Origin of the sequence: uncultured Enterococcus sp. (genome assembly GCF_913775425.1) — a bacterium.
Taxonomy (GTDB): Bacteria; Bacillota; Bacilli; order Lactobacillales; family Enterococcaceae; genus Enterococcus_G.
This window is the reverse complement of sequence record NZ_CAJYIS010000088.1, coordinates 1-26,878: the sequence shown is the minus strand read 5'-3', so window position 1 is coordinate 26,878 and position 26,878 is coordinate 1. Positions and strand designations below refer to the sequence as shown.

The following is a 26,878-nucleotide window of genomic DNA, read 5'->3' as shown; positions in this document are numbered from 1 at the left end:
GTAGTTTATTTTATTGGGGAAACTAAATCTGAATAAAAAATTGATTTTTTAGCTTTTTTATTTAGAGCGATTGTACTTCTAGTCAGTCCTTTTTCTCTAAAAGTGCTACAATATACTCGAGGTGAAGAAAGTGGAAGATACAAAATTTTGTCGGGAATCGCGTGTGATCCAAACACATCGCATTTTTCCGTTTGACTTGAATCCATTTGGGTTTTTATTTGGAGGGAAATTGATGACGTTGATTGATGATGCAGCATCGATCTCAGTAAGTCGTCATTGTCGCCGGGGGGCTGTGACAGCATCCTTAGATAATTTGAATTTTTTAAAACCGTTGCATGCCAATCATTCGGTTTGTGTGAAATCCTATGTTTCCGGAGCACACAATAAGTCGATGGAAGTCTTTGTCAAGATCATCGGTGAGGACTTGGTGACAGGGGAACGCTATCTTGCGGCAACATGTTTTACGACCTTTGTAGCTGTGCCATCTCATATGAATGAAGAGACGGTCTTTACAGTACCAAAAGTCGTACCAGAAACCGAAGAAGAAAAATTGGTGCATGATGGCTATGAAGCACGTCGTACGGCACGACTAGCTGAGCGCGATGCGTACAAAGCCTTCGCAGCGCAACTTTCGACAGACCTTCCGTGGTCAGATGAAGGCATGAAAGACTAATAAAATAGACGGACGACCGATTGTTTCGGTGTTCGTCTATTTTTTTAGCTTACAGCTTTGATAGTGTGTCAAGACGGGTTTCTTGGTATAATAAAGAGTAACTTATGCGTAGAAAAAATCGATTGGTTTTTATAAATGATAGCGGTTTCTAATAAAGGTGGGGTGGATGATGCGCAATACGGTGTTGCTTTGTGTCATAGTGGCTCTGGTAAACTTTATCGGGATCTTATTGATCGGGACGTTTTCCATCGGCCAGTTTATTTGGATCAGTTTTTTAGCGTTACAAGCCTATTTTTTAAAAAATGTCGCCATGAATAAAGTGATTTGTCTAGAACTTTGGGCGTCTTTTGTCGTTGGGTTATTTTGGGGGCAGATCTCCAATTTGATTTGGTATTTCTTCGCAGATTCTCTTTCCTTTTTTACATTGAATCTGATCGATGGTGGTTTTTTGATTTTTTCATTGTGCGCAGGAGCCTTGATCTTTTTTCAAAACAAGTTGCCAAAATATCTACCGGCGACCTTTACTGGACTGACGGTCACGATCTTATTGTGGGGACGACCCGTTCCATTTGTTGGGCAAGGATTATTGGGAGATAGAAGTCTACTCGCTGGAATCGTGATCGCGTGTTTTATGTATGCTTATGGATTGCTTTTGGCGTATATGATGGAATTTATTTATGAGCTGGCATTGAAACGACGTCAAAATAAATTTAAATAAAAACGTCTAGTTTAACTTTCTAGACGTTTTTTTGGACGAAAGACTAAAGGTGTAGGCAAGTCTTTGGCAAATGAAATCATAAAGGATAGTAAGAATAGACTGATGATCGTACCTTCTCTTACAGCGATCGGTAATTGATACACGACAGAAAGGAGTAGAGAAAGTGCGATACACACAACATCGATACTATAGCGATAGAAAGAAAAAGTTCGTTTCGTTTTATCTGCTAGGAGCAAACAAAATTGTTCGATCGGAAACTTCAATGTTCCGATTCCTAATGCTCGTCCGGTTCCATAGCCACCGATCAACGTGCCAATACTAAATAAAAGAACACGTGGCAAGTAGGCACTGACTGTCATAGGTGCAAGGATTCCATAGACGAATAGATTGATAACTGTTCCAAAGAGCAAAACGGTTACCAACATGGTAAGATAAGAAGAAAGCGTTCTTTTTTTATCCAATAGAATGCAAAGGATGAAAAAACTCAGATTGATCATCGTCGTGATCGTCCCGACTTTGATCGAACTAAATGTGGAAAGTGTTACGTTTAACGAATTAAAACTACTGACGCCGATAAAGGCTTTGATCGTTAAGCTGATTCCAAAGGCGCTTAAAATATAGTAAAAGAGTGACCAGATAAGCTTTTTTTTCATGAGAATTCCTCCTGTTTTTCTTAGTATGCCGCACATGTTAAAATAAAAATAGGAAATATCTCATATTTTGGAGGTGGAAAAATGAAACGAACTGCTTTTTTAGTGGCAAAAGAGCAATATGGATTGATTGAAAATCCTCTATTTACGCCTGATATTTTAGCGCATAGTAGTTTGCAGCATTTTGAAGCAAAAGAATATATTCATCGCCAAGGAAACGAAATGACGGATCTGTTTTACGTAGTCTCCGGTTCAGCGAAGATCTTAAAAACTGAAGCCAATGGCAAACGCACCTTGATCCAATTTTTAGCTCCACATGATTTTATCGGCGAACTGGGATTTATCGAAGCTGAAGTTTCGAAAGAGGAAACAAAAGATGTCCAGGCGCGTACTAAAGTCGTCTGTTTATCGATTCCCATGTCATATGCCAAAGCGGTCTTATTTAATGATCCGCGGTTTCTACAAAAGATCGGACAATATATCGGTCAAAAATTGATTACACGTATGGCACATTTTTCCGTCAATCAAAATTTTGAATTGCGTGATCGTTTGGCAGAATTTTTGCTTGAGCATACTGTAGCGGGATATATCGTGGAAAAACAAGCTGAGATCGCGGAATATCTTGGTGTGAGTTATCGTCATTTGGCACATACATTCAAAGAGTTTCGAGAATATGCGATTTTAGAAAAAACAACATCAGGATATCGCGTTGATCAAAAGCGCTTAGAGGAGTATCTACTATCACGCAAAGGAGGGTATTAAATGACAGAAGAAACATTTACGGTGTATCAAAGTAGTAAAAAGCAACTTTGGTTGTCATTTTTAGGTTTAATCATGTTATTGTTGAGTACGGTTGTGTTATTTATTGGGGACAATCGCTACATGTGGATCGGACTGATCGGGATCATTTTCTTTGGATTGGCTGAATTTGTGATTATCCAGCAATTATTTATCGGTGAGAAATTATTGATTTTAACTCCAGACGGTCTATATGATCATTCAAATCCTTTTGCGATGCAAGAAGTCGTGATCTCTTGGGATAGTATCCAAAAAATTGAATTAGAAACCTTGATGGGACAAGCATTGATCAAATTACAACTTGATGAGACGATGGTCACGACAAAGGTTCGTACACTATTACAACAAGTAAACGAAGGTCTAGGATTTGGTACGATCACAATTTCGGTTCAACATGCAAAGTATCTTTCAACTCAAGAGATCTATGAAAAGTTACAAGAATATTGGGTACGTTATCGATAAACCTTTAATCTGTTCAAGGAATTCTATACTTTGTATATAGAATTCCTATTTTTGTGATGTTATGATTCTTGTTGAAAGCGTTATCTTTTTAACGTCATGAAAAATACGGCATCAGATAAAGGAGCAAAAAGATGAACAAGTACACGAAATATGCGTTATTTGGGACCTTGATCTTAGGAGCAGTCGGAGCAGGTGTGTATTACACAAAAAGTAATACGGCAGATGAAGTGAACTATGCGATGACCGAAAAAGTTGAAGTCGATCGCCCGATGGATAATCAAACAGAATCTTCCTATTGGTTTCCAAAAGAATTACTCGAATGGGATTTTTCTAAAGATCCAAATGCGAAATATAATGTCAGTACAGTTCCTTTAGCTAAACGTGTCGATAAAAAAGAGCTCGCTAAAGTCAATGAAACGCAAGATGAGGACATGAAAGTTGTCGCCTTGTCGATCATGAATAGTAGTACGAGTGGGAATGTACCTTATGGAAGCAACACTTTTGATGCCAACGTGTTTTCTTATTGGCAATATATCGATGAATTGGTGTACTGGGGAGGCTCTTCTGGTGAAGGGATCATTGTCCCGCCAAGTCCAGATGTGATCGATGCTGCACATAAAAACGGAGTTCCCGTATTAGGAACGATCTTTTTCCCGCAAACTGCTCACGGTGGTAAGATCGAGTGGTTGGATGAATTTTTAGTCCAAGATAAAGATGGAAACTTCCCGATGGTCGATAAATTAGTCGAAGTAGCTGATCAGTACGGATTTGATGGTTGGTTTATCAATCAAGAGACGGACAATGAAGTTGAAAGTTTCGATGATGTGGCCAATGGTGTCGCTAAAAAAGAAAGTAAACCTGCTGAAGAACAATTAACTAAAGAACATGCACAAAAGATGGAAGCCTTTATCAAACAATTAAAAGCAGCTTCTAGTGATCATACAGTGATGTGGTATGATTCGATGACAAGCGATGGCAAAATGGATTGGCAAAATGCCTTGACCGAACAAAATAAATCTTATTTAGTCGATGCGAATATGGAACCAGTCGCAGATGAGATGTTTTTAAATTTCTGGTGGAATACCGAAAAATTAGGTCCAAAAGAGTTGCTTAAATCATCTGAAACATTAGCCAAAGAAAACAATATTGATCCATACGATTTGTATGCCGGCATCGATGTACAAGCAGACGGCTATATGACACCAGTCGATTGGCAATTGTTTACTGATGAAAATAATCGTCCGTACACATCGCTTGGATTATATGCACCAAATTGGACCTATTCAGAGGCAAATGGACCAGAAGATTTCCAAAGCAAAGAATCGATTTTCTGGGTCAATGGTGAAGGGGATCCGACAAAATCGACTGTTAAAAAAGATAGTACATGGCCTGGAATCTCAACGTATGCTGTAGAACAAACAGCGATTACCCAAGCACCATTTGTGACGAATTTCAACTTAGGAAATGGATACAATTATTTTATCGATGGACAAAAAGTGTCTGAAGCACATTGGAACAACCGGGGATTGCAAGATATCATGCCGACCTATCGCTATATCATGGATCAAGGTGAAGGCAATGATCTAAAGATCTCGATCGACTATGCAGATGCGTATCAAGGTGGAAACTCACTAAAATTACGAGGGAACATCGAAGCCAAACAAACCAATACTTTGAAGTTATATCAAATGCAAGTTCCGATCGAAAAGGAAATGACACTCACCACGACGGCTAAAGCGTCAGAAGCGACCAAACTTGCGATTCAATTGACCTTTGATGATGGTCAAAAAGAAACGATTACTGGAAATCATCAAGTTGGAGAGATGTGGACGAAAGTAGAATATGATTTAAGTCCGTATGTTGGCAAAACGATTCAAACACTATCTTATGACATCACATCTGAAAAAAGTAGCGATACGTACGAATTGCGTCTTGGTCAATTAGCACTATTGCCAAAAAATGAAAAAAATCTGACTAAGGTTGCAGATGCAGCGATCGAAGAAGCGATCTTTGATGAAGAAGAAAGTAATTACGCAGGAGTGCGTATGACATGGGATGCACAAAATGCAGAACGTATCCGTAAATATGAAATCTATCGTATCAATGAAGATGATTCAAGAACGTTCTTACAAGCCACGCCAGCAACGAATGCTTATCTTAATGGATTGAAGCGTCATGACGAGACCAATAAAACGAATTTTGAGATCGTTGCTGTCGACTATTTTGGGCAACGAAGTGCAGCATCAAAACCTGTCACATTAGATTGGCCAGATACACGTGAGCCAAAAGCAGCATTCACTGCAGATAAAACATTGATCGCACCTGGCGAGAGCGTGACATTTGAAAATCGTTCTTCTTCCAATACAGATAGTATCAAGTGGACATTTGAAGGCGGATCTGTCAAAGAGAGTACCGAAAAAAATCCTACAGTAACCTATGATAAAGCCGGTGAATATAAAGTAACGTTGACGGCTAAAAATAAAATGGGCGAAGCAACGGAGACACAAGAACACTATATTGTCGTAACTGACAAAGCTAAAAATGGTGTGGGACTCGTTTCGCAAAATGTGAAGACAGAAGCTTCATCTTTTGTAAATGATGGTGAAGCACCGGAATTTGCTGTTGATGGCAAAGACGATACGAAATGGTGTGCCACTGGAGCAGCACCACATGATATTACACTAGACCTTGGCAAAGACGTGCTTGTGTCACAAGTCGTTTTAAAAAATGCTGAAGCCGGTGATGAAGGTGCAGATATGAATACTAAAGCGTTTACGATCGAAACAAGTGCTGATGGCAAAACTTTTACACCTGTTTCGCGTACGATCAGTAATGAAGCGGCTGTTACCACGAGTAACTTTGCTCCACAAACTGCACGTTACGTTCGGATCGTGATCGACAAACCGACACAAGGATCAGATTCAGCAGCTCGAATCTATGGTATTGAAGTTTACGGATTATAAAATAAAAAAAACCACTAGTGAAACTAGTGGTTTTTTTTGTACTGTGTGTAATAGTTGTCTAAAACATCAAGGATACGTTTGCCGACTTTGGCATACGTTTCAGTAGCTAAGTTGGCTTGCGAGATTCGAACCTCACCAGCTTTAGTTCCAAAACCGACACCATCCATCAAAATGACACCTTCTGTCTGGGCAAGTCGTAATAGAAAATCGATCGGTTCAAATGCTTCTTGTAGGTAGTTCGCAAATGGTGCACCGTACTGTCTTTTGGCCAATCGATAGACATCGATCAGCGTGTAATATTTCGTATTGAGTGGATCTTCGTCTTCTGCTAATTGTAAAGCGTGCATTAAATCATGATAGCGTGTAGCGATCAATTGACGTGCATCCGTGACATAAGCGTCGTCTTTTGCATGAAGTAGATGGGTCAAACTAAATAATACTTCCATGATCTGTTGCGGAGTGGAAAGTCCTGAAGTATGATACAGCCCGACGGATCGTGAATCTGCACCGATACGATCTAAAAAAGCAAACGATTCTGGTGTGGTCGTCACGATCTCATAACGTTTATGAAGAGATTGTTTTTGTTCAGGAGATAGATTTTGAAGTAATTGATCAAAAACGTTTTGTTTATGAGCAGCAATGACACCTAAGCGCCAACCTGTGGCTCCAAATAGTTTTGAATAAGAATAGACCAATAGTGTGTTGTGCGGTGCGATCGCGTAGACCGATTGAAACTCTTCTACAAATGGACCATACACATCATCAGTTAAGATCATCAAATCAGGTCGTTGTGTCAAAATTTGTTGTAATTTTTCTAATGCGGCCTTTGAAAAAGCTTTAGCACCAGGATTAGATGGATTGACAATGAAAAATGCTTTGATGGCCGGATCTAATAACTTGTCCAGTTCGCTAGGATCAAATTGCCATTGTTCACTTTCTTTGGCATCGATATCGATCTCGACCAATTCATATTCTTCTAATTTTGGAATCTGCAAGTAAGGTGTAAAGATTGGGGTATTCATCGCGATCTTATCGCCTTTTTGCAATAAAAAATTTTCTTTGAGCGTTTGGAAGATATAGACGATCGCAGCAGTCCCACCTTCTGTTGGAAAGACGAGTGTATCTTTTATCAGTGCAGGATCTTTCAGTAACACTTGATCTAAATAAGTGGCGATGATTTGACCACTGATCGGTAGTACGCGACTAGGGACAGGGTAGTTGTCTCCTAAAACTGCTTGGACCCATTCTTGTAAAATGGCTTCTTTTGATGCACTGAATGTTTTTTCGGTATAGAGTAGAGCTTGAAGTAAAAATTGATCGGTTTTAGAAGAGGTTAAAAAACGTAAAAAGGCGTCTGTCATATTTGTTGTAGGAACCATTACTAAATCTGGATCATCTGACTGTTCATACGTCAAGCCAAATTCGACTAGACGATTAAAAGCAAGTCGTGCACGAGCATTGACCCAATTTGGATTGCCTCGTCCAGCATTAAAAAAGGGTTGTTTCGTTTTTTCTTTTGCAAGTGTGATCAAGCGATCACTAATTTCAAAAGCACCCAGTGATTCGAGTTGCTTTTCTTCATGAGTATCCATCAAAATTCCTCCTTTTTCTTCAGTCTAGAGGTTTCGTTTTCGTTTATCAACTAATAAACTTGTCACTTTGAGTGAAACGTCAAAAAGAAAGATTCAGTAAAATCAGGCATAAGATGTAGGCGCAAAAATTTGAAGTATAGTACACTTAAGTTAAAGCATGAAGTCGGAGGAAAATATTATGAAACGTCAATTAATACTTACATTAGCAGCAACCGTACTACTCACAACCCCAGTGGTAACGATGACACCACACGTCTTAGCAGAAGAAACGGCTACCTCGACCACAACCTCAGAAGCAAGTGGGATGGATCGGTTGCAGATCAATGCAGTAGCGATCGGAAATGCGTTGACGAGCGAACAAGAAACCTATACTTTAGATAAATTAGGGATCAAAGGTGAAACACCAATCTATAAAACGACAGGTGCAGATCTGGTCAAATATCTACCTGGAAATGGATTTACCGATCAGTGGGCAGTATATAGCTCAGTTCGGATGCAAACGTTAGATAAAAATGACGGAATCACAGTTGATATCGCTACACCTGAAAATATTACGAAGATCACAGCTGCACAATATCAAAACGCAGCATTGACAGCAGGAATCAGTGATGCAAAATTAACGATCGCTTCGGCCGTACCGATCGATGGATCAGGCGCTTTGGCAGGTGTGTATAAGATCGTTGAAGAATCTGGTGGGATTATCGATCAAAAACGTGTCGATGTCGCACAAGATGAAATGGACGTTTTGGCTACGATCACAGAACAAAATAAAGATAAAGAAGGCTATTCAGATGAAGCATTGAATAAGGCCCAAGAAGAAGCGAAGACGACTTTAGCAGAACAAACGGCTAAAGGAGAAAAACTGACCCAAGCAGATATCAAGCAAGCCGTTGAAGATGCTCTAGCAAATAACGGGTTAAAAGATATCGTGACAAGCGATCAGTTGAATGAACTGACGACATTGATGGATTCGATGAAAGAAAACAATATTTTTAGTGATTTTGTTAATCAGCTAGATCTAAGTAATGCAAAACAACAGATCGAAGAAAAGTCAAAAGGATTATGGACAAAAATCAAAGATTTCTTTAGTGGGATTTGGTCTTCAATCACTGGAATGTTTGGCAATAAAGACGAACAACCAACGCAAGAATCGATCGTTCAATAATGAAAAGTAGGTGTATGTGATGAGCTGTTTAGGAAATGTGGTTTGGATGATTTTTGGTGGCTTACTTGGAGCACTTTCATGGTGTTTGGCAGGATGTTTATGGTGCATTACGATCATTGGGATCCCGATTGGATTGCAGTGTTTCAAATTTGCTTCACTTTCTTTAGCGCCGTTTGGGAAAGTCGTGATCTATCATGATTCAGAAACTTCTTTGATTTTGAATATTTTATGGTTGATCTTCTCAGGAATTCCATTAGCGATCGGACATCTAATCAGTGCGGCGTTGTTGACGATCACGATCATTGGGATTCCATTTGCAACACAATCGCTAAAACTAGCACGCTTATCTTTGACCCCATTTGGAGCTGAGATTCGTACCGTTCGTTAAGTAGTCGTTTACAGATTTGTGCTATACTTAAAGAAAGTCAAAAGGAGCGAAGCGATGAAAAAATGGATCTTAGGTCTGATAGTCGTCAGTACAGGATGTGTATTGGCTGGCTGTCAACAAAAGCAAACGACAACACAAACTACCACGATGAGTACGAGTACAACAAGTACAACGACTGAAAAATCGATTGCACTAGAAGAAATCAGCTTTGATTCTTCCGACTCATCTACTAGCCAAACAAGTAAAAGTTCAACTACTGAAGCAACCCTTGATACGAATAGCCGTGACGCGAATATCCAAAAAATGAGTGAGGAATCTACTAGCTCTAGCTCGACTAGTGCTACTGTAAGTGGAAAATGGAACGCTCAAAAAGCACAAGAGTTGGCCACATTTATGACCAGTTGGGGCACGACGATGCAACAGACCTATCAGGCATACACTCCTGGAAATAATGTCGATTTTTATGGATCACAGTTGCCAGATCAAGCGTTGAAAAATGGGAATGGTGGCTGGACAGTCGCCTTAAATAAATCACCAATCACATTAAAATGGTCAGAAAACGGTACAGCTGCAAACGGTGAGTATGCTGTCGTAGCAACTTATTCAGATGCAAATACACAACCAGAATTTAAAAAACATTTCTATTTCTTTACAATTAAAGATGGTCAACCTTATGTTTTGATTACGATGCAAAATCAAGGAAATGCGGAAAACTATCTATATGTTTCAGAAACAGAAAATACCGATTTACGAAATGGATTTGCGAATATCGTCAATTAAAACTGTGGCTACTTTAATGGTAGCTGCAGTTTTTATTTTTCTCTGAAAGTAAAGTTTTTTCTTTTAATTGGTCTAGATTTCTATATTTTTCTTAAACCATAGTGAAAAAACTAGCAAATTTAATAAGTCTTTTGTAGAATGAAGGGGAATTTAGTATAAGGAGGAATTTACCATGAGTACGATTAGCTATGTCGTGTTGGCAATGCTAGTACGCAAATCGTTGTCTGGACAGGAGATCAAGCAATATCTCCAACTATTTTGGGAAGCCCATCATAGTCAAATCTATCCAGTACTGAAAAAGTTACGATCAGAGGGTCTGATCGAAATCGTGGATACACCAGATGGCAAAACAAAAATCTATGCAATTACTGAAGCTGGGAAAGTCAGCTTAAAACCTTGGATTTTAGAAGAAAACAAGCCTCCTACCCAAAAAGATGAGTTTTTAGCCAAACTTTATGCACTCTCTTTGATCGACGATTCTCAAGTACAGCATTTGATCGATAATCGTAAAATCTACTATCTAAACCTATTAGAAAAGTATCAACGATTATATGTGCCGATTGAAGAATTAGGTGAAAACCGTAAAAAAGAATTTAGTCGCATGCTAGTGATCAATCGCAAGATTCGCTTATGTAAAGAAGAGGTCGTATGGTGTGAGTGGGCTAGAGAACAAATCGAGGCTTATTTACGTTAAAAAGAATGAATCGATCCTTTGAGTCGATTCATTCTTTTTTTGTTTATAAATATGTAATTATTGACATTTAATGAAAATGAGCGTACGATAGTTTTCTGAAAGGGTGAACACATTTATGGATATAAAGAAAAAAACGTCTGTACCAAAAGCAGCATTAGTAGTTGCATTTGCTAGTATGGTCGCATTTATGGGGATTGGTTTGGTGGATCCGATTTTAAATAAAATCGCGCATGAATTACAAGCGACTCCCGCTCAAACGACACTATTGTTTACAAGTTATTTGATGGTTACTGGAATTATTATGCTATTTACGGGATTTATTTCAAGTCGGATCGGAGCAAAGAAAACGATGATGGTCGGATTAGTGATCATTGTGATTTTTTCAGCGTTAGGTGCGATGTCACAATCAATCGACGCATTGATCTACTTTAGAGCAGGTTGGGGCTTTGGGAATGCACTCTTTATCTCCACAGCATTATCTGCGATCGTGACGATTTTAGTCGGACAAACAGAACGTGCGATTATGATTTATGAAGCGGCGATGGGATTGGGGATGTCGATTGGACCTTTGTTAGGTGGTTCGTTAGGTTCGATGTCTTGGCGTTTCCCATTTGTTGGAGTGGCGACATTAATGACGATTTCATTTTTAGCGATCACCGTATTTTTAAAAGAAAAAAAAGAAACTTCTGAGAAAAAAGCCCATGTCGGTTTTTTTGCTGGAGTAAAAGCATTGGCACAACCAAAACTACGTGGTGTGGGATTGATCGCTTTACTGTATAACTTTGGATTCTTCACGTTATTGGCTTATGCACCTTTCTTAATGAGTGGCTTTACAGAGTTACAAACTGGCTTTACGTTCTTTGGTTGGGGTGTGTTACTGGCGATCTCCTCAATCTTTTTAGCTACACGGATCGAACGCAAGATCGGGACTTTAGCCACGATTATGTTAGCGATGATTGGCTTTTTCATTTGTTTAGCAGTGATCGGTTTAGGTGCTGATTCTTCAACTACGGTTGCATCTGCATTGATCGTAGCTGGATTTTTCCAAGGGATCATCAATACATTGATGACGACAGTTGCAATGGAGATTCCTGATATTCCAAGAAATATCGCTTCATCTAGTTATAGCTTTATTCGTTTCTTTGGTGGATCGTTAGCTCCATTTATTGCTGGACGAATCGCTGAACGCTACAGTGGCGCTCATGCTTTTTACTTTGCAAGTTTTATGGTCTTTTTAGGAATCGTTTTATTGATTGTTTATCGTAGATTCTTTTTAACGAATGAAGAAGCTGAAGTTGAATTGACACAAGCGTTAGAAAAAGATCCTTTAATTTAAGTGAAACGTGTACTTGATTTTTCAAGTGCACGTTTTTTGTTTCTATTTAGTTAACTTTTTGCAGTGTAAGTTAACTTTTTCTCCATTGAATCTTATTTACAAAATGCTTACACTAGTAACGAAGAGGTGAGTGAGATGAAAGTAAATTTAGGAACAGTCATTCAATTTAAGCGAAAAGAAAAACAGATTACCCAACAGCAATTAGCAGAGTTTGTGGGAGTAAGTAAAGCTGCTGTATCGAAATGGGAAAGTGGACAGACGTATCCAGATATCACGTTATTGCCGATTTTAGCAGCTTATTTTCATTGTACGATCGATGATTTATTAAGTTACGAACCAGAACTATCTAAACAAGAGATAAAACGCGTTTGCCTTTCTTTGCAAAAAAGCTTAGACACGCAATCGAGTGAGACGACTTGGAAAACGATTCAAGAATTGATCAAGAAATATTATGCATGTGATCCGTTTTTATTGCAGATTGGAATCTTGATTTTGAATCATCATGATCGTTTTTTAGCTGTTTCAGATGATCCGTTTTATTACATTCGTTTTGCTAAAAAACTATTTCAACAAGTTCAAGCCAATACTTCAGAGTTAAATTTAACGATGGAAGCTAAGACGGTAGAAGCTTATTGTGATTTAGCTCTTGGTGAGTATGATGCTGTTTTAAGCCTATTAGGCGAAACGATTACACCTATATTGCCAGTTGATCATTTGATCGTTTCTGCTTTTAAAAGTAAACAAGAATGGGACCGAGCACTTGAAACAGCCCAGTGCAGTTTATATCAACAGTTGATGTTGTGTTTACAATCAGGAATCAGTTTGATCTCGGTTTCTCTAAATGATCATGATCTTGAAGAAACGGTTAGCCGAATGTTGATCTTGATCAAATCCTTTCATCTCGAGCACTTGAATCCAGCGCTAGTATTGAATACATACCTAGCTATAATCTTTAAACAAGTCGAATTTCAAGCTGAAGAGGCAGTAAAAGCGAGTCTGATTCGTTTAAATGAATTATGCAGCAAAGACCAGTTTCAATTGATTTTTTCTGGTGATGCTTATTTTGATCGTGTAGAGCCTTGGCTAAAGGCACAGGCACTAGGAAATCAGACACTACGTGGAGAGAAATTGGCATTTAGTGATCTAAAGCAAGTATTTGATTCACCATTATGGAATGATTATCGACAATTAGTTGAATTTACGCAGTTTATCCAAACACTTGAACGATTGATTGAAGGAGGAAACCACCATGACTAACGCCCAAATCTTTTTTGATAATCTACCTTTATTTATTCCTTTAATAATTTTGGAATTAGGACTGATGATCAGTGCAGTGATCAGTATTTTTAAACATACACGCTATCGTTTATTGAATCGTTGGCTTTGGTTAGTGATCGTTGTTTGTTTACAATTGGTTGGTCCGCTTCTTTACTTTTTATTTGGCAAGGAGGAAGCGTAATGTCAGCAGTAGTTGAGTTGCACCACATCCAAAAAAACTACTCACAGACAACCGTATTGAATGATTTGACGCTAACTGTCCCTAAAGGTAGTGTTTTTGGTTTTGTAGGAAAAAATGGAGCAGGAAAAACCACTACGATGCGTTTGATTTTAGGTCTGGAACCGTGTGATCAAGGTACGATCACGGTGCTAGATCAATCGATCGATTTTGGTCATGCTTATGCTTTAGGTGAAATCGGTTATGTACCTGATGTCCCGACATTTTATCCTTACATGACGGCGCAAGAGTATCTAAGTTTGTGCGGGAAAATAGGTGGTATGACGACTAAGCAATTAGCGATTCAGATCCCGTTTCTTCTAGAAAAAGTTGGCTTGGATTTGGAGAAAAGAAAAATCAAAGGTTTTTCGCGTGGGATGAAACAACGACTAGCCATCGCTCAAGGATTGCTTGGGTCTCCTAAGTTATTGATTTGTGATGAGCCGACTTCTGCGCTGGATCCTAAAGGACGAGAAGAAATTTTGAACTTACTGGCTTCTTTGCGTCAAACGACTACAGTGATCTTTTCAACGCATATCCTCGAAGATGTCGAACGGATCTGTGATCAAATCGCGATATTAGATCAAGGAAAAATCGTTTGCCAAGGAGCAATCGCGCAATTAAAGGAACAACACCGACGTCAAGAGGTCAAACTCCAAATTCCCGAAACACAAGTCGAGTTGTGGCAACATGCATTAGATCGACTAAGTGATCCAAAACTTACGGTTACACAAATCCAGCAGCAAGTGAGAATCACTTATCGCATGTCGACTACTGAATTTTTTACTTGGTTTCTTTCTTTTATTACAGAACATCAATTGCGTTTTGATGAGTATCAACTCTACACCTCTTCATTAGAGCAATTGTTTTTGGAGGTTGTAAAATGAGACAATGGTGGATTTTTGTACACAAAGAACTAATGGAGTTGTGGCGAACGAAAAAATTACTGTTGATTGGAACCTTGTTTTTAGTCATTGGAATCTTAAATCCATTAACGGCAAAATTAACTCCGTTGATTTTAGAACAAACGCTAGGGCACGCAGCAGCGCAAGCTTTACCTAAACCGACTTCGCTAGATGCTTGGGCGCAATTTGATAAAAATGTGACGCAGATCGGAATCTATTTGTTTGCGTTGATTTTTAGCCAAACGATTCAACAAGAACGTCAGCAAAAGCAACTTGTCCCTTTATTAGTCAAAGGATTAAAGCGCAATCTATATATCCTAGCTAAATTTAGTACGTTAATCGGATGTTGGTTTCTTTCGATCGGGATATCTTTTGGAATCACGTATGGCTATACAAGTTATTACTTTCCAGATAATCATAGTCCACATCCTATTTTAGCTGTGATAGGAGTATTTCTTTTTGGTCTTGTCTTGTGTGCGATGATTATTTTTGCTTCTACTTTAGCGACACAATCGTTTGGAGGAATATTAGGCGTTGTTATCATGATGGTTTTATTTTATGTGATTCAATTTTTCGATCAACTTAAAGCCTATTCTCCTTATACACTTTTGACTAAAAGTGCCGAATTACGTGTTGGGACTGAGCAGGTCAGTACATTATGGGCGCCATTTTTAGTTTCGTTTGTAATGATGGGTCTGTTATTGATTTTTTCCATCACGATCTTAAAACGTAGTAAATTATGATAATATTCAAAATATTTTCACAAACAGTGATTGACAAGAAAGACCATTTTCCATGATAATGAACAATAAAAATGGCATAAAGCCAATCTTTAGCATGGATCATCCATGCTAAAGTTGTTTAAGGGGTGGAAAGATGGAACAAGAATCATTTATTCGAAAAATGAGTGCGAAACATTTAATCATGTTGTCACTAGGTGGGGTTATCGGGACAGGGATTTTTCTTAGTTCAGGTTACTTGATTGAAACAACTGGAGCGATCGGCACGATCATTGCTTATCTGATTGGGGCAGTACTCGTGACGATGGTGATGATGTGTCTAGCAGAGCTTTCAGTACATGAACCAAGTACTAGCTCATTTCATAACTATGCTACAAAATATATCCATCCAGGAGCAGGTTTTGTTGTCGCTTGGCTGTATTGGTTGACATGGACTGTGGCATTAGGTTCACAACTGATCACGATGGCGATTTTAATGCAACGTTGGTTTCCAACGATTCCAACTTGGATCTGGTGTGCCGCGTTTATGCTGATCATTTTCTGGTCAAATATCGTCGACATCCGTTGGTTTGCCATCAGTGAGTTTTGGATGTCTTTGATCAAAGTATTGGCTTTATCATTCTTTTTAATTTTAGGGATAGTCGGTATCTTTGGTTTTGTACCGATCGAAGGCCAAACGACAGCACCGTTGTTTCACAATTTAACAGTCGATGGTTGGTTTCCAAAAGGCGCAGGAGCAGTCTTTTTAGCGATCCTTTCGGCTAACTTTGCCTTTTCAGGTACAGAGTTGATTGGTGTGGCTGCTGGAGAAACAGAAAATCCAAGTAAAAATATTCCTCGTGCGATTGGTCGTACGATCTTGATCTTGATCATTTTATTTATCGGAACGATTGTTGTGATTGGAGCTTTACTACCAAAATCAGCTGCCAATCTAGATGAGAGTCCAATCACGTTTATCTTAGGGCAAATGGGGATTCCTTATGCTGCTGACATCATGAATTTTGTTTTGATTACCGCTGTGTTATCTGGAGCCAATTCAGGCGTCTATGCCGCTTCTCGTATGCTTTGGTCACTAGCTCAAGCTGGGACTTTACCAAAACGCTTTGCTAAATTGTCGAAACGAGGATTACCGGTATATGGCTTGATTTTAACTTTGATCGGTGGATTGCTTTCGCTATTTTCTAGTATTTTTGCTGCAGATACTGTTTACTTAGCACTTGTTTCGATTTCAGCATTTGCTGTTGTGATGGTGTGGTTGAGTATTGGTTGGGCGCAGCTGAACTTTCGTAAACAATATTTAGCCAAAGGACATACGGTAGCCGATCTAAATTACCGTACACCTTTATATCCCGTACTGCCATGGGCTGTAATTATCGTTTGTATCGTATCGATTATTGGGATCGCATTTGACCCAAATCAACGTATCGCATTGATCATTGGGATTCCGTTTACGATTTTGTGCTTTTTATATTATCAGCTCTTCTTTAGAAAAAAAGCGGAGAATACGTTAGAAGGAGAACGCATATGAATATTGAAACATTCCTACAAGAACAAGACGTTATGTTGATCGACGGTTCAATGTCATTAGGACTAGAAGAACAGGGCTTGGATTTAAATGATCCTTTGTGGACTGCAAAAGCATTGATGGACGATCAAGAAAAGGTGATCGCTGTCCATCAAGCTTATTTTGAAACAGGTGCAAATATTGCGATTACCAATAGTTATCAAGCGACGATTGCTGGATTTGAAAAATTAGGGATCCAAAAAGAACAAGGACGTCAGTTGATCAAACAAACTGTGGAACTCGCTAAACAAGCTCGAACTAGAGCATCTGTGTCTCATCCTATGTTCGTTGCGGGATCTGTCGGGCCTTACGGTGCTTATTTAGCAGACGGTTCAGAATATCGAGGGAATTATGGCAAAACGAAAGAAGAATTGAAAGTTTTCCATAAAGAAAGAATGGATTTGTTGATCGAAGCTGGCGCAGATCTTTTGGCGTGTGAAACGATGCCAGATCATACTGAGATCGAGGCATTATTAGAACTACTCGCAGAATCTGATTCAATCAAAGCTTGGGTAACGATGACGTTAAAGGACGCAACACATTTAAGTGATGGTACACCTTTAGCGATTATCCAAAAACAGCTCGAAGCATCGCCTTATGTTTTAGGTTATGGAATCAACTGTGTCCAACCAGATCTTGTTTCACCAACACTAATGGCATTAGCAAAACTTCCTGAACATAAGCCGTTTGTGACTTATCCAAATTCAGGTGCAGTTTATGATCCCGTTACGAAAACATGGACTCATGCTCACCACACTGAGCAAATGTTTACTACAGAAGCTAAAAAATGGCATGAGTTAGGGTGTCGATTTATTGGTGGCTGTTGTTGTACATCGACTCGTGAGATCAAATGGTTAGCCCAAACATTTCGTTAAATCAATAGGCTGTGACAGGTTTCTGTCACAGATTCTAAGAACCGAATAAACGGTGTTCCAGAAGTAGCTCCAAGAAAAATAAGCCGAATCATTACCGAAATAGGCGATTCTATTATCGGAATGATTCGGCTTGTTTTTTGGAGCTGTTCACTTCTTTCACGGCCTTCTTTTTTCATGCTTAAGTAGGATGTGTTGCTTCCTTAAATGGTCTATACTCATTTTGAGCAAAACAAGTAAAATGAGTAGAATCAAAGGAGAATGAAAAAAATGAACGCAATCAAAAAAATCGTGTTAGTCATTTTAGGAGCAGTAGCGGTAGGCAGTGTTATATTGGTCGGTTTAAAATACACGACAGCAAATGCATCAGGTGAATGGGCAAATCTAGCAGATCAATTGAATCCTTTTGTCAGACAAACACAAGTCTACGTGAAAACGACTGACCCTATTTCAGTCAATGGTTACGGTACAGCGACTTATCAGCAAGAAGCGGTAACAGAAGATGGAAATACGAGACCGATTGAATTTAATGGATTGTCCGTTTTGAAAGTCGATCATTATTTAAAATTAACGAATAAAGGAGCACACGTCATTACCTACGAAGAAGTCAGTGAGCAAAGCATTCCAGCAGCTGCGTTAAATAAATTAAAAAAATATTAAGAAAGTACTTGCTTCTTTTTCCAACAAAAGGTAGACTATTGTTTGTAAATATACGAAACGAAAACGAAAGAAAGGGGTTTTAAACATGAAAAACATTACAAAAAACGAACGAATCATCAAATTGAATCTGTTTAATCCTTACCCTGACTTTCATAGTTCGCACGTATAGCAAACAAGGCCTTTTTGTAGATACTTGTAGACTCTGTCCAATTTAGGGGCAGAGTCTTTTTGTGTAAATTTAAGAGAAAATGGAGAGAAAAAATGACGTACATTATTAAGCAATTAATGCAGTATTTCAAGCTACACAAGTTTCGTTATACGATCGTAATCTTATTTATGTTGATCTCGAGTGCGATGACGGTCGCACCAACGTATCTATTACGTTTGTTTATCGATGGCATTATCCAAAAAACATTGACGTTTCCTATGTTATGGCTTTATGTTGGCCTATTTTTAGGTGCAATCGTCTTGTCTTATGTTTCAGGATTTATTTGGAATTTTTATTTATTTATCGGTTCGTACGATTTACAAAAAACATTACGCAATAATTTAATGGAGCACTTTTTACACATGAATGCGCCGTTTTATCAAAGGTTTCGGACAGGTGATTTGATGACACGTTCAAGTGACGATGTCCAAGTAATGGGGATGACAGTAGGCTATGGCTTGATGGTATTTTTTAATACAAGTGTCTATCTGTTCTTTATTTTAGCTATGATGGCCATTACGGTATCTTTCAAACTTACCTTGATCGCGTTGATTCCGATGCCGATCTTGGCGTATTACATTTTTAAATGGGGCTCACGAGTCGATGAAGCATTTACCGATGCTCAGCGGTCCGTTTCGGAAATGAATAGTGAAGTACTAGAGATGATCGATGGCGTGCGCGTGATTCGTGCATTTGGAATGGAAGACGAGACTGCGGCAATTTTTGAAGAAAAAACGGAACAAACAAAACAAAAAAATGATATCGTTTCCGAAATCGACTCGCGTTTTGGTCCATTGATCACGACGATTTTAGCAGTCAGTTTTGTGCTTAGTTTTGGTTTTGGTGCGCTTTTTGTAGCACGACAACAAATCACATTAGGTGCTATGGTATCGTTTCAAGTTTATTTGACAATGGTTGTTTGGCCGATGATCTCAGCGGGTGATTTGATCAATGTGATGCAACAAGGAGCTGCTTCTTGGCGACGGATCAATCAAGTATTAGAAACCGGAGATGATTTAGAAGCTCCCGGACATGAATCATTGCCACGGATCGAAGAAATCACATTTGAGGATTTTCATTTCGCGTATCCGAAAACAGAACGTTTCGTCTTAAATGGCGTCGATTTAACAATCAAAAAAGGTGAGATCGTAGGGATCGTCGGAAAAACTGGAAGTGGAAAAACGACATTGTTACGCCAGTTTGGTCATCGCTATCCGTTTTCTAATCAAATCTTGCAGATCAACGGACAAGACTTGATACTTTATCAGACCAGTGAACTACGCGATAAGATTGCAGAAGTCCCTCAAGAGCACACGCTATTTTCACGGACGATTCGTGAAAATCTATTGTTTGGGGATGCGAATGCCACAGATGAGCGCTTATGGGAAGTCTTAGCATTAGCGAGTTTTGCTGAAGATGTCAAACGTATGCCAGAAGGATTGGATACTTTGGTTGGAGAAAAAGGGGTCTCATTATCTGGTGGTCAAAAACAACGTTTGTCTCTAGCACGCGCCTTTTTAAGACAAAGCGAAGTGTTGCTTTTAGATGATGCGTTGTCTGCAGTTGATGCGAAGACGGAACAACAAATTATTGAAAACATGGAACAGTTGATGGAAGGAAAACAGACCTCGTTGATCGTAACCCATCGATTATCTGCGATCACAAAAGCAGATAAGATCATCGTCTTAGATGATGGACGAATTACGCAAATGGGAACGCATCAGACATTGATCCATGTACCGGGATGGTACCAAAACCAGTATTACCATCAACAAATTAAGGAGGACACAAGCGATGATACAAACGAGTAAGCGGCTGTTAAGTTATATCCGCTACCATCGCCAACGGTTTATAATCGGTGCAAGTTTACTGATTATCGCGACAGCGCTAGAACTTTATTCACCGATGATTGCAAAACAATTGATCGACAAAGTCATGACGCCAGCTTATCAAACGGGAACGTTAAATGGTGAGTTGTTGATCATTTTGTTAATGAGTTATTTTTTATTAAATCTCGTTGGTTCTTTATTACGTTACAGCAGTCTATTGCTATTACGTAAAATGTCAAATCGAATCGTCAAACGTATGCGAAACGATTTATTTGCACATATGCATCGACTACCCGTTTCTTATTTTGATCAGATGCCTTCTGGAAAAGTCGTAGCACGGATCACAAATGATACTGAAGTGTTACGTGGGAATTTTTATGTGAGTGTTATCAGTAATCTATTAAGCAATGTGATCCAAATCATCGGAGCATTCATCGCGTTGATTTTATTAAATCGTTTATTAGGTTCTGCAATGTTGATTTTGCTTCCGATCTTGATTATCTGGCAGCATCTGTATACGAAATATGCTTCTCGTTATAATCTGGCCATGCGTGAGTACATTTCGCAAATCAGTGGTCAATTGAACGAATTTGTACAAGGGATCGCGGTGATTCAAGCTTTTCAGCAAGAAACAAAACTATACCAAGAATTTAAAGATACCGTCCAAAAATGGTTTTTAGCAGGACGAAAATATCTACTGTTAGATTCGTTGGTCGCTTGGGGATTGGGAGCGTTATTGAGAAATATGACGATCTTGATCGTGATCACAACGCTGAGTGCACAATTTTTAGGCGATCGTTTAGCGCTCTCTGCTGGGATCATTTATGTCTTTATCGACTATATCAATCGCTTGTTTGACCCAATCGATGGGTTTGTACAAACAATTACCAATGTCCAACAATCGCTTGCAGCAGGGAAACGGATCTTTGAATTTGCAGATCAAAAAATAGAAAGTCAACAAACAAAACCTTTTTTCATGAAAAAGGGCGAAGTTCGTTTTTCAGATGTAACGTTTGGCTATAGCGATGACCATATGATCTTAAAGAACATCGATTTCCATGTTACACCAGGTGAAACGGTGGCCTTGGTTGGTCATACGGGTTCTGGAAAATCGAGTATCTTAAATCTATTGTTTCGGTTTTATGATCCACAATATGGCAAGATTTTGATCGACGAGCAAGAGATCGCACAATGTGATCGCCAAAGTGTACGCGATTTAATGGCGATCGTCATGCAAGATCCGTATTTGTTTACAGGGACGATCGCAAGCAATATCGGCATGAATCGTCCTGAGATCACTGATGACATGATCAAAGAAGCCCTTAGACAAGTAGGGGCCAGTAGCTTGATCGAGCGATATAAAAAAGGGATCCATCATCCTGTTGTTGAAAAAGGCAGTGAATTTTCTAGTGGTGAACGTCAGTTGATCAGTTTTGCGCGCGCATTAGTTGTGGATCCTAAAATTTTGATTCTAGACGAAGCGACAAGTCATGTGGATACAGAAACAGAGCATATCATCCAACAAGCGATGGATGTTGTGAAAAAAGGGCGCACAACATTTATGATCGCCCATCGTTTATCTACGATCAAAGATGCCAACCAGATTTTTGTACTTGATCAAGGACGGATCGTAGAACAAGGAAACCATTTACATTTGTTGGAACAACAGGGAATTTACCATCAGATGTATCAGATGCAATCTGAACAATTGTAAGCAAAAAATTTGTCCACTAATGAGCACAAGTAAGATTGATTGCGCAAATAAACGAATCGTGATAATTTTTTTATATCACCAAATCAATCGAATGTAGTAGGCTTTTCATAAGCGTTACATTACAATAGTAAGAAAGAAAAAAATGAATAGTCTAATCCGCTGTTTGTTTCGTAAAAAGGGATGAAGGTACATGAAAAAACAATTGATCGGAATCGCTGCAAATGAGATCCAAGATTCGGGAACAACACTCCATCATATGCCGATTGCATATACGCCACTTGGCTACGTCAAAGCGGTACAAAAAGCTGGTGGGCTAGCGTTGATGTTACCGATCAGTGAACCAGAAGCAGCGAAAGAGTATGTCAGTCAAATCGATAAACTTGTACTAGCCGGCGGTCAAAATGTTTCGACTAAATTTTATGGTCAGCATTTGGCAACTGAAATGGATCATAGCTATCTTGCTCGAGATGAATTTGAGCTTGCTTTGATCGATGAAGCGCTAAAACAAGAAAAACCGATCTTTGCGGTTTGTCGAGGGATGCAGTTGATCAATGTGGCTTTAGGTGGTGATCTGTTACAAAAAATTGAATCAGATCACATTATGCACATGCAAACACCGGTACCAAAAGAAATTCCGACACATGCTATCGAAACAAAAGATGCAAGTACGCTACGACTGATTTATGGACAAAAGACCCAGGTCAATTCGTTTCATTATCAAGCTTTGGATAAAGTAGCCGCACCGTTTGAAACGACGGCTTGGAGTCCTGATGGCATCGTAGAGGGAATCGAAGCAAAGAAACATCGTATTTTAGGTGTCCAGTGGCATCCTGATTTTGCGTATGAGGTACTTGCTCAGGAAATGCAAACATTTGATTATGTTGTGAATCAATTATAATAGGGGGAACAAAATGAAAAAGCGGTTAGTGGCCAGTTTAGCAATTGCAACGTTGTTGTTGGGAGCATGTAGTACTACAGGAAATAAAAAAGATAGCGCAACTGAAACCAAACAAATCATCGAAGTATCGACACCAGGAGAATTGTCTACTTTAGATAGTGGACAATATAGTGATGTCAATAGTTCAGATATGATTGGTCAAGTCACGGAAGGATTGTATCGTACGGATAAAAACGGCGATCCAGAACTTGCGTTAGCGGCTGAGAAGCCTACAGTTAGTGAAGATGGAAAAACATATACGTTTAAATTAAAAGATACGACATGGAGCAATGGCGATCCTGTAACGGCAAATGATTTCGTCTATGCATATCAATATGTTGTCGATCCGGCGAATGCCTCAAGTAGTAGTAATCGAATGGATATCTTTAAAAATGCTAGTAAAATCCGTCGTGGTGAAGCAACTGTTGATACATTAGGCGTAAAAGCGTTAGATGATAAGACTTTACAGATCGAGTTAGAAAGTCCGATCACGTATTTGGATCAAATTTTGGTAGGGACACCATTCATGCCAAAAAATGCAGCGTTTGCTAAAGATAAAGGCAAATCATATGGGACGACAACAGAAAACTTTGTTGGAAACGGGCCATTTGTGATCGAAGATTGGACAGGTACCAATGAATCTTGGAAATTGGTCAAAAACCCTAAATATTGGGATGCAGATAATGTGAAATTAGACGAAGTCGATGTTCAAGTAGTTAAAGAAGTAGGGACAGGAGTCAATCTTTTTGAAACACAAGCGCTCGACTTTACAACACTTTCAGATACTTATGCGAAACAATATAAAGACAACGCGAATGCACACTACGTACCAAAATCACTAGTAGGATATTTGAGTGCCAATCAAAAACGTGAAGTGACTGGGAACGTCAAAGTCCGCCAAGCAATCATGCAAGCAATCGATAAAAAAGCATTCGCTGAAGATATTTTAGGTGATGGCTCGACTGCCTTGAACGGTTTTGTTCCAGCGAACTTTGCTAAAGATCCAAAAACCGGTGAAGATTTCCGTAAAGAAAATGGCGATTTATTACCATATAATGTAGAGCAAGCACAAAAACTTTGGGCAGAAGCGAAACAAGAATTAGGTCAAGATGAGATCACGTTAGAAGTCTTATCGGCAGATACTGCTGCAGCGAAGAAAACAATCGAATTTATCCAAGGACAGCTTGAACAAAACTTACCGGGATTAACGATCAACTTAAAATCAGTGCCATTACAAAATCGTTTGGACCTACAGACGAAAGGTGATTTTGATATCGCATTTGGAACATGGACACCTGATTATGCGGATCCAATCAACTTCTTAGAATTTTATGATTCTAAAGGTGGATTGAATACTTCTGGCTATGTTAGCGAAAGTTATGATCAAGGCCTAGAAGAAGCTCGTACGACTTTAGCAAATGATCCTGAAGCACGTTGGGATAAACTAAAAGAGTTAGAAAAACAATTGGTTGAAACGGATACTGCCGTGATTCCTTTATATCAAGGAGCAGTAGCTTACTTACAAAGTGATCAACTAAAAGATCTTCAAATCTATCCATTCGGTCGGACAGTATCGTATCGTCTAGCTTATGTCGAATAGTTTTCTTTGATACACAAGAATATAAATCTTTGTTATACTAAACATATCAAGTGAGCCTAAGGGTTCAATTGATATGTTTTTTTTATTTTTAAATTGTAAACGTTATCAAAAAGGGGTGGGAAGATGCAATATGCGATTTTATTGATTTCACATAGTAAACAAATTACAGACGGACTAAAAGCGATGATCGAGGATATGGCCAATGCCGAGCACTTGGTGATCCATTCTTTAGGTGGGACCGAAACAGGTGAATTAGGGTCTGATCCAACGAAAATTTTAGATGTTGTCGCAGCAGCTTCACCAGACACAGAATTTTTTGTTTTTGCCGACATCGGTAGCGCAGTGCTAAATGCAGAATTGGCATTTGATTTAATCGAAGAAGAACGAAAAACACATTATCACTTAGTAGATGCACCGTTAGTTGAAGGCGCATTTGCAGCAGCAATCACAGCAACAATTTCAGAAGATAGTCAACAAATCATCCAAGAAGCAAAACGCTCGACAAAAGAAGGGTGGGACTAAAGTGAAGAAAATCATCAATGCACCAGATCAAATCGTAGAAGAAATGTTAGAAGGAATCGTTCAAAGTTATCCTAAACTTGTTACACGGGTATCCGATAGTCGTGTAATCAAACGTACGCATATGGAAAAACAAGTCGGTCTTGTTTCAGGTGGTGGCAGCGGTCACGAACCAGCCCATGCTGGTTTTGTCGGAGATGGGATGTTGCATGCTGCCGTTTTAGGTGATGTCTTTACATCTCCTACGCCTGATCAAGTATTAGAAGGGATCAAAGCTGCTGATCTTGGACAAGGCGTCTTGTTGATTGTTAAAAACTATACGGGTGATATTTTAAATTTTGATATGGCCAAAGAACTTGCTGAAATGGAAGATATCTCAGTGGAAACGGTGGTCGTTGACGATGATATCGCTGTAGAAAATAGTACCTATACAGCAGGTAAACGCGGTGTTGCGGGGACGGTATTGATCCATAAACTAGTCGGTGCTGCGGCACGGCAAGGGAATACGCTTGTACAATTAAAAGAACTAGGAGAGGCTGCTGTAGCGAATACCAAAACGATTGGAATCGCTCTAAAAGCTGCTACCGTACCAGAAGTCGGACATCCTGGATTTGAACTTGAAGATGATGAAATCGAATATGGTGTAGGTATTCATGGTGAGCCTGGATATCGTAAGGAAAAAATAAAACCATCAAAAGAATTGGCTAAAGAATTAATGGATAAACTATTAAGTGCTTACGAAGAGACGCCTAAACAAGTCGGAATTTTAGTCAATGGTATGGGTGGCACACCATTAATGGAGCAATTTATTTTTATGAAAGATGTTTTAGATCTTTGCAAGACACACCAATTAGATGTCGTCTTTACAAAAGTTGGTAACTTTATGACATCAATCGAAATGCAAGGTTTGTCTTTAACGATGATCGATTTAACGAATCATAAAGATTGGTTGATGTATTTAGAAGAAGAAGTACACACCATTGCGTGGTAAGGAGGTTTCTTTTAGTGGAATATACAGTTGAAACGATTACAGATTGGTTTGATCGCTTTACACAAGTAATCAACGAACATAAACAAGAATTAAGTGATCTTGATACGCCAATTGGAGATGGGGATCATGGAAACAATATGGCACGTGGAGTCCAAGCGTATCAAGATGCCAAAGCACAAAAAATGCCCGAAACGATAGCAGACGTCTTTAAAATGATGGCGATGGCGATGATCTCAAAAGTTGGTGGCGCGTCAGGACCATTATACGGATCAGCGTTTATGGCGATGGCACAAGCAAGTAAAGATAAAAAGACGATTACTTCGACTGAAGAATTAGCCCAAATTTTAGAAGCTGGTGCACAAGGGATCCAAAAACGAGGAAAAGCAGAACGAGAAGATAAAACCATGTTAGATGTTTGGGTTCCTTGCGTAGCAGATTTAAACGAACAGCAACTGACGCTTGAAAAAATTACAGAGTATGTCGAACATACAAAAGATCTTGTCGCAAAAAAAGGCCGAGCTTCTTATTTAGGTGAACGTGCAATCGGCCATATCGATCCTGGAGCAAAATCTAGTGGGTTATTTTTCGCTACTTTACTTGAAACATAAAAAGAGAGGGAAACCTC

Annotated in this window: 26 protein-coding genes; 24 read left to right on the top strand and 2 right to left on the bottom strand. The window is 39.1% G+C overall.

Annotated features, from left to right (window positions below; all coding sequences use genetic code 11):
• Positions 1-130 precede the first annotated feature (130 nt).
• Positions 131-673, top strand: coding sequence for an acyl-CoA thioesterase (locus QZ413_RS10040; RefSeq protein ID WP_297079845.1), 543 nt, complete (start codon positions 131-133; stop codon positions 671-673).
• Between the two features lie 166 nt (positions 674-839).
• The gene (locus QZ413_RS10035) at positions 840-1,391 is read left to right on the top strand and encodes a hypothetical protein (RefSeq protein WP_297079843.1); all 552 of its coding nucleotides are present in this window, start codon (positions 840-842) and stop codon (positions 1,389-1,391) included.
• An 11-nt stretch (positions 1,392-1,402) separates the two neighbouring features.
• On the opposite strand, the gene QZ413_RS10030 is transcribed toward QZ413_RS10035, so the two are convergent.
• Positions 1,403-2,044: a YitT family protein gene (locus QZ413_RS10030; protein WP_297079841.1), complete on the bottom strand. Its 642-nt coding sequence runs from the start codon at positions 2,042-2,044 to the stop codon at positions 1,403-1,405.
• 81 nt (positions 2,045-2,125) lie between these two features.
• Here QZ413_RS10030 and QZ413_RS10025 point away from each other — a divergent pair, with 81 nt between their 5' ends.
• The 3 genes from QZ413_RS10025 to QZ413_RS10015 all read left to right on the top strand — a co-directional run bounded on the left by QZ413_RS10025 (position 2,126) and on the right by QZ413_RS10015 (position 6,264).
• Positions 2,126-2,803: a cyclic nucleotide-binding domain-containing protein gene (locus QZ413_RS10025; RefSeq protein WP_297079839.1), complete on the top strand. Its 678-nt coding sequence runs from the start codon at positions 2,126-2,128 to the stop codon at positions 2,801-2,803.
• The gene (locus tag QZ413_RS10020) at positions 2,804-3,301 is read left to right on the top strand and encodes an STM3941 family protein (protein ID WP_297079838.1); all 498 of its coding nucleotides are present in this window, start codon (positions 2,804-2,806) and stop codon (positions 3,299-3,301) included.
• 131 nt (positions 3,302-3,432) lie between these two features.
• Positions 3,433-6,264, top strand: coding sequence for an endo-beta-N-acetylglucosaminidase (locus QZ413_RS10015; RefSeq protein ID WP_297079835.1), 2,832 nt, complete (start codon positions 3,433-3,435; stop codon positions 6,262-6,264).
• Positions 6,265-6,287: 23 nt separating this feature from the next.
• Here QZ413_RS10015 and QZ413_RS10010 read toward each other — a convergent pair whose 3' ends face one another.
• The gene (locus QZ413_RS10010; RefSeq protein WP_297079833.1) at positions 6,288-7,856 is read right to left on the bottom strand and encodes a bifunctional aspartate transaminase/aspartate 4-decarboxylase; all 1,569 of its coding nucleotides are present in this window, start codon (positions 7,854-7,856) and stop codon (positions 6,288-6,290) included.
• Positions 7,857-8,034: 178 nt separating this feature from the next.
• Between QZ413_RS10010 and QZ413_RS10005 the strand changes: the two genes are divergently transcribed.
• The 19 genes from QZ413_RS10005 to dhaL all read left to right on the top strand — a co-directional run bounded on the left by QZ413_RS10005 (position 8,035) and on the right by dhaL (position 26,861).
• Positions 8,035-9,021 carry a DUF1002 domain-containing protein gene (locus QZ413_RS10005; RefSeq protein WP_297079831.1) on the top strand — a complete coding sequence of 329 codons (987 nt, stop codon included), beginning with the start codon at positions 8,035-8,037 and terminating at the stop codon, positions 9,019-9,021.
• 19 nt (positions 9,022-9,040) lie between these two features.
• The gene (locus tag QZ413_RS10000; RefSeq protein ID WP_297079829.1) at positions 9,041-9,409 is read left to right on the top strand and encodes a YccF domain-containing protein; all 369 of its coding nucleotides are present in this window, start codon (positions 9,041-9,043) and stop codon (positions 9,407-9,409) included.
• 54 nt (positions 9,410-9,463) lie between these two features.
• Entirely contained in the window at positions 9,464-10,189 is a 726-nt protein-coding gene (locus tag QZ413_RS09995; protein ID WP_297079827.1) for a DUF4767 domain-containing protein, read from the top strand.
• Between the two features lie 172 nt (positions 10,190-10,361).
• Positions 10,362-10,883, top strand: coding sequence for a PadR family transcriptional regulator (locus QZ413_RS09990; RefSeq protein WP_297079822.1), 522 nt, complete (start codon positions 10,362-10,364; stop codon positions 10,881-10,883).
• A 115-nt stretch (positions 10,884-10,998) separates the two neighbouring features.
• Entirely contained in the window at positions 10,999-12,219 is a 1,221-nt protein-coding gene (locus QZ413_RS09985; RefSeq protein WP_297079820.1) for an MFS transporter, read from the top strand.
• 135 nt (positions 12,220-12,354) lie between these two features.
• Positions 12,355-13,476 (top strand): helix-turn-helix transcriptional regulator, encoded by a 1,122-nt coding sequence (locus QZ413_RS09980; protein ID WP_297079819.1) that lies wholly within the window; start codon positions 12,355-12,357, stop codon positions 13,474-13,476.
• On the top strand, positions 13,469-13,678 hold the full coding sequence (locus tag QZ413_RS09975; RefSeq protein ID WP_297079817.1) for a PLD nuclease N-terminal domain-containing protein: 210 nt from the start codon (positions 13,469-13,471) through the stop codon (positions 13,676-13,678). The genes QZ413_RS09980 and QZ413_RS09975 overlap by 8 nt, the downstream gene beginning before the upstream one ends.
• Entirely contained in the window at positions 13,678-14,601 is a 924-nt protein-coding gene (locus tag QZ413_RS09970; RefSeq protein ID WP_297079816.1) for an ABC transporter ATP-binding protein, read from the top strand. Before QZ413_RS09975 ends, QZ413_RS09970 begins: the two co-directional genes overlap by 1 nt.
• Positions 14,598-15,362 (top strand): ABC transporter permease, encoded by a 765-nt coding sequence (locus QZ413_RS09965; RefSeq protein WP_297079814.1) that lies wholly within the window; start codon positions 14,598-14,600, stop codon positions 15,360-15,362. The genes QZ413_RS09970 and QZ413_RS09965 overlap by 4 nt, the downstream gene beginning before the upstream one ends.
• A gap of 133 nt (positions 15,363-15,495) precedes the next feature.
• Positions 15,496-16,887 (top strand): amino acid permease, encoded by a 1,392-nt coding sequence (locus tag QZ413_RS09960; protein WP_297079812.1) that lies wholly within the window; start codon positions 15,496-15,498, stop codon positions 16,885-16,887.
• Positions 16,884-17,798, top strand: coding sequence for a homocysteine S-methyltransferase (mmuM, locus tag QZ413_RS09955; RefSeq protein WP_297079811.1), 915 nt, complete (start codon positions 16,884-16,886; stop codon positions 17,796-17,798). Before QZ413_RS09960 ends, mmuM begins: the two co-directional genes overlap by 4 nt.
• Before the next feature lie 267 nt (positions 17,799-18,065).
• On the top strand, positions 18,066-18,455 hold the full coding sequence (locus tag QZ413_RS09950) for a YxeA family protein (RefSeq protein ID WP_297079809.1): 390 nt from the start codon (positions 18,066-18,068) through the stop codon (positions 18,453-18,455).
• Positions 18,456-18,716: 261 nt separating this feature from the next.
• Positions 18,717-20,474 carry an ABC transporter ATP-binding protein gene (locus tag QZ413_RS09945; RefSeq protein WP_297079807.1) on the top strand — a complete coding sequence of 586 codons (1,758 nt, stop codon included), beginning with the start codon at positions 18,717-18,719 and terminating at the stop codon, positions 20,472-20,474.
• Positions 20,458-22,206, top strand: coding sequence for an ABC transporter ATP-binding protein (locus tag QZ413_RS09940; RefSeq protein ID WP_297079805.1), 1,749 nt, complete (start codon positions 20,458-20,460; stop codon positions 22,204-22,206). The genes QZ413_RS09945 and QZ413_RS09940 overlap by 17 nt, the downstream gene beginning before the upstream one ends.
• Before the next feature lie 190 nt (positions 22,207-22,396).
• Positions 22,397-23,104 (top strand): gamma-glutamyl-gamma-aminobutyrate hydrolase family protein, encoded by a 708-nt coding sequence (locus QZ413_RS09935; RefSeq protein ID WP_297079803.1) that lies wholly within the window; start codon positions 22,397-22,399, stop codon positions 23,102-23,104.
• 13 nt (positions 23,105-23,117) lie between these two features.
• Entirely contained in the window at positions 23,118-24,743 is a 1,626-nt protein-coding gene (locus QZ413_RS09930; protein WP_297079802.1) for a peptide ABC transporter substrate-binding protein, read from the top strand.
• Between the two features lie 123 nt (positions 24,744-24,866).
• The gene (gene dhaM / locus QZ413_RS09925; RefSeq protein ID WP_297079800.1) at positions 24,867-25,265 is read left to right on the top strand and encodes a dihydroxyacetone kinase phosphoryl donor subunit DhaM; all 399 of its coding nucleotides are present in this window, start codon (positions 24,867-24,869) and stop codon (positions 25,263-25,265) included.
• A 1-nt stretch (position 25,266) separates the two neighbouring features.
• Entirely contained in the window at positions 25,267-26,253 is a 987-nt protein-coding gene (gene dhaK / locus QZ413_RS09920; protein WP_297079798.1) for a dihydroxyacetone kinase subunit DhaK, read from the top strand.
• A gap of 14 nt (positions 26,254-26,267) precedes the next feature.
• Positions 26,268-26,861 carry a dihydroxyacetone kinase subunit DhaL gene (gene dhaL / locus QZ413_RS09915; protein WP_297079796.1) on the top strand — a complete coding sequence of 198 codons (594 nt, stop codon included), beginning with the start codon at positions 26,268-26,270 and terminating at the stop codon, positions 26,859-26,861.
• The last annotated feature ends 17 nt before the right edge of the window (positions 26,862-26,878 follow it).